Raw genomic sequence first — 3,316 nt, forward strand, 5'->3', positions numbered from 1 at the left:
ACCCGGGTGCACCAGCAAGGTCGTGTCCACCTCCTCGGGGTCGGCGTCACGCAGGAAGGTCAGCTCCTCGATCAGGTCCTCCAGCAGCGCCTCCGGCGTGCTGGCGTCCGACACGCGGTAGCGCACCTGGTTTTTCACATGCACCCCTTTGGCAAACGGGCACAGGTTCAGGCCAATGACGGCCTTGACCAACCAATTGCGGGTGTCCTCGATGACGGTGTCGTGTTCCATGCTCATGCCGCGATTGTCGCCGTTGTCGGCCCACCATGCGTGCCTGCAGCGCAGCCATCGGCTTTAAACTGCCCCTTTCCCACTGCTGTCTGACGCACCCCTGCGCGCACAAGGCTCATGAGCTGGCTCGGTCAACTGAACCTGGATTACCGCCGCGATGGCGAACGCACCATCGCCCTCGACCGCCACACCGGCCCCCTGCGTGTCCTGCAGCGCCTCTACCCGGAAGGCCCCGGCATCTGTCACCACGTGCTGGTCCACCCACCTGGCGGCATCGTCGGCGGCGACGTGCTCCAGGTTGATGCCCACCTCGCACCCGGCAGCCACGCGCTCATCACCACGCCCGGCGCCACGCGCTTTTACCGCAGCGCCGGTGAAGAAGCCCAGCAAACCCTACACGCCCGTCTGGACGACGACAGCCGCCTCGAATGGCTGCCACTCGAAACCATTGCCTACCGCGGCTGCGTCGCCAGCAACCGCATGCGCTTCGACCTGGCGCCCCGCGCCGAGATGTTCGGCTGGGACGTTCTGGCCCTGGGCCTGCCCGCGGCCAGCGAGCCCTTCGACGACCCCGCGTACCCGCATGGCCGCTACACCCAGGAGGTCGAGTTGCCCGGCGTCTGGCTGGAACGCGGCACCGTGGCCGCCACCGACCGTCTGCTGCTCGACAGCCCCCTGGGCTGGGCCGGCCACCGCGTCATGGGCACCCTCTGGTTCGCCAGCGGCACCGCCCTGTCCCGTACCCGGCGCGAAGCACTGCTCGACGCCGCCCGCACCCTCCACACCGAGCACCCCCTGTGCGCCACCAGCGGCAGCACCAGCGCGCACGATCAGGTGGTCGTCTTGCGTGCCCTCGCCCCCCGCGTGGAGCCCCTGATGGACCTGCTGGTGTCCGTCTGGGGCCAATGGCGCACCCTGGCATGGGATCTGGCTCCCTGCCCCTCGCGCCTGTGGCGCACCTGATCCCCCTCAAACAAGGCCCTGATACTTACAAACGCAGACACTTACCGACTCAACGTCCCAGACCTCAGCACTATGATGTTGCGCGTCTGGCCCCCAGATCATGCGAAAACGGCTCCCTTTGTCTGCACTGGCGTTGTTTTGTGAAGGTCTCGCCCCGACGCACTCAAAGAATAAGCAAAAAGGAGTAAACGCATGAAGGTCTTGCTGATCGACGACCATCCCCTGATCCTGGCTGCGCTGCAGTCGGTCATCCAGGGCCTCGGGGACGGTGTCACCGTCTCGGCAGCCGACAGCGGCAGCAGCGCCCGCGAAACCCTTCGCAAGGATGCCAGCTACGACCTTGTGCTGCTCGACCTGCACTTGGGCGACGCCGATGGCTTCGACCTCCTCGGTGAGCTGCGCTCCCGCTACCCGGCCTTGCCAGTGGTCGTCATCTCGGCTTCTGACCGCACCAGCGACGTCATCCGCGCCATCGACATGGGCGCCATGGGTTTCGTGCCCAAGCGCGCCACCAACGAAACCCTCGTCGAAGCCCTGCAACAGGTCATCTCCGGCGGTGTCTACGTGCCCCCGATGAGCATGGGCAGCGAACACACCGCCCAGTTCAGCCAGTCGCCCTATGTGCGCCAGGTCCAGCAAGAATCGCGGGACTCGGGCTTCCAGACCATGCCCTCGCTGCAGCAACTGGGCCTCACGCCGCGCCAGACCGATGTGCTGCATCTGCTACTCAAGGGTCAGCCCAACAAGCTGATCGCCCGCGAGCTGGGTCTGTCGGTCGAGACCGTCAAAGACCACGTCGCCGCCGTGCTGCGGGCACTGGGCGTGAGCTCACGCACCCAGGCCGTCATCGCCGTCAGCCAGATGCTGCAAAAGCAGAGCGGCTTCCAGCACAGCAGCGCCTGGCACGCCCGTTGAACACCGTGGTCAAGGGCGCTGTGTCCCTTCCCGCCGCCCCCGCCATCGCCCAGGACACCCACCTGCCCCCCAGCCCCGACGCACGGGCGCTGGCCCAGGACAGTGCGCGCCTGGTGTACCGACAGACTGGTGCAGCCCTGATGGGCCACCTGCTGGGCTTTGTGGTCACCACCCTGGTGTACTGGCACCATGTGCCCCGCTCATGGCTGTGGGCCTGGAGCGCGGCCTTTGCCCTGCTGTGGGTCGCCCGCTTCCTCAACCTCCTCGGCCACGACCGGGCCGTGCGACAGGGCCCCATCGACGCCCAACGCTGGCTCTACCGCTGGAACACCGGCGCCGTCATCGGCGCGGGCCTGTGGAGCGTGGCGGCCGTGCTGTTCTACAAGCATGGCGGCCACTTTGAGCGTACCGCCTTGATGCTCACGGTGTACTCCTTCGCCATCGGCGCCGTGCCCTACATGTCCTCCCAGCCCAGGCTCTTCCTGGCCTGCATGGGCCTGTACTTCCTCCCCATGATCGTGCACACCGCCTTGCTCGGCGGGGACGACAACCTCTACCTGGCCGGCATCTGGTCCCTGATGTGCCTGTGCACCGTGGCCATGGGCCGGGCCTTCCACAGCATGTTTGGCGAGATGGTGGGCCTGCGGCTCCAGACCCAGCAACTGGCCCAACGCCTGCGCACCGAGATGGCCGCCGCCGAAAGCGCCCAGCATCAGGCCGAACTCGCCAACCGCGCCAAAACCCAGTTCTTTGCCGCTGCCAGCCACGACCTGCGCCAGCCCCTGCACGCCCTCGGCCTGTTTGCCGAAGCCCTGCGCCAGCGCTGCAAGGACGACGAAGTGGCCCACCTCGTTCACAGCATCAACAGCTCGGTCGATGCGCTCGAAGGCCTTTTCAGCGAACTGCTCGACATCACCAAGATCGACACCGGCGGCATTGACCTCCAGCCCGAACACGTCCCCCTGCGCGCCCTTTTCGAGCGCCTGCGGCTGACCTTCGAGCCCACAGCCTTCGAGAAAGGCCTGTCCCTGCGCTTTCACGGTGCCCGCCACCATGTCTATGCCGACCCGCTCGTGGTCGAACGTATGCGTCCGGTGAAGTCATCTTGAGATCAAACGCGTGACCCGCAACGATAGTGTCCACCAAGGAGATTAGTGGACACTATGCAAAGCACGCCAACGAAGCGCACGCGTCGATATCACCCGCC

At 66.3% G+C, this 3,316-nt stretch carries 4 protein-coding genes; 3 read left to right on the forward strand and 1 reads right to left on the reverse strand.

Going from position 1 to position 3,316, the window contains the following annotated elements; translation table 11 throughout:
* Nucleotides 1-237 (reverse strand): DUF1415 family protein (locus RBT42_RS16435; protein WP_320367103.1); only part of this gene is annotated, 237 nt, incomplete at its 3' end.
* Between the two features lie 111 nt (nucleotides 238-348).
* Here RBT42_RS16435 and RBT42_RS16440 point away from each other — a divergent pair.
* The 3 genes from RBT42_RS16440 to RBT42_RS16450 all read left to right on the forward strand — a co-directional run bounded on the left by RBT42_RS16440 (nucleotide 349) and on the right by RBT42_RS16450 (nucleotide 3,218).
* The gene (locus RBT42_RS16440; RefSeq protein ID WP_320367105.1) at nucleotides 349-1,194 is read left to right on the forward strand and encodes an urease accessory protein UreD; all 846 of its coding nucleotides are present in this window, start codon (nucleotides 349-351) and stop codon (nucleotides 1,192-1,194) included.
* A 192-nt stretch (nucleotides 1,195-1,386) separates the two neighbouring features.
* Nucleotides 1,387-2,109 (forward strand): response regulator transcription factor, encoded by a 723-nt coding sequence (locus RBT42_RS16445; RefSeq protein WP_320367107.1) that lies wholly within the window; start codon nucleotides 1,387-1,389, stop codon nucleotides 2,107-2,109.
* A 5-nt stretch (nucleotides 2,110-2,114) separates the two neighbouring features.
* Nucleotides 2,115-3,218 carry a HAMP domain-containing sensor histidine kinase gene (locus RBT42_RS16450; protein WP_320367109.1) on the forward strand — a complete coding sequence of 368 codons (1,104 nt, stop codon included), beginning with the start codon at nucleotides 2,115-2,117 and terminating at the stop codon, nucleotides 3,216-3,218.
* The last annotated feature ends 98 nt before the right edge of the window (nucleotides 3,219-3,316 follow it).

Source organism: Aquabacterium sp. (assembly GCF_034003525.1).
GTDB lineage: Bacteria > Pseudomonadota > Gammaproteobacteria > Burkholderiales > Burkholderiaceae_C > Aquabacterium.

Excerpts from the sequence above, each read along its gene's own strand:
- RBT42_RS16445 (WP_320367107.1), top strand. The coding sequence starts at position 1,387 with ATGAAGGTCTTGCTGATCGACGACCATCCCCTGATCCTGGCTGCGCTG.
- RBT42_RS16440 (WP_320367105.1), top strand. The coding sequence starts at position 349 with ATGAGCTGGCTCGGTCAACTGAACCTGGATTACCGCCGCGATGGCGAA.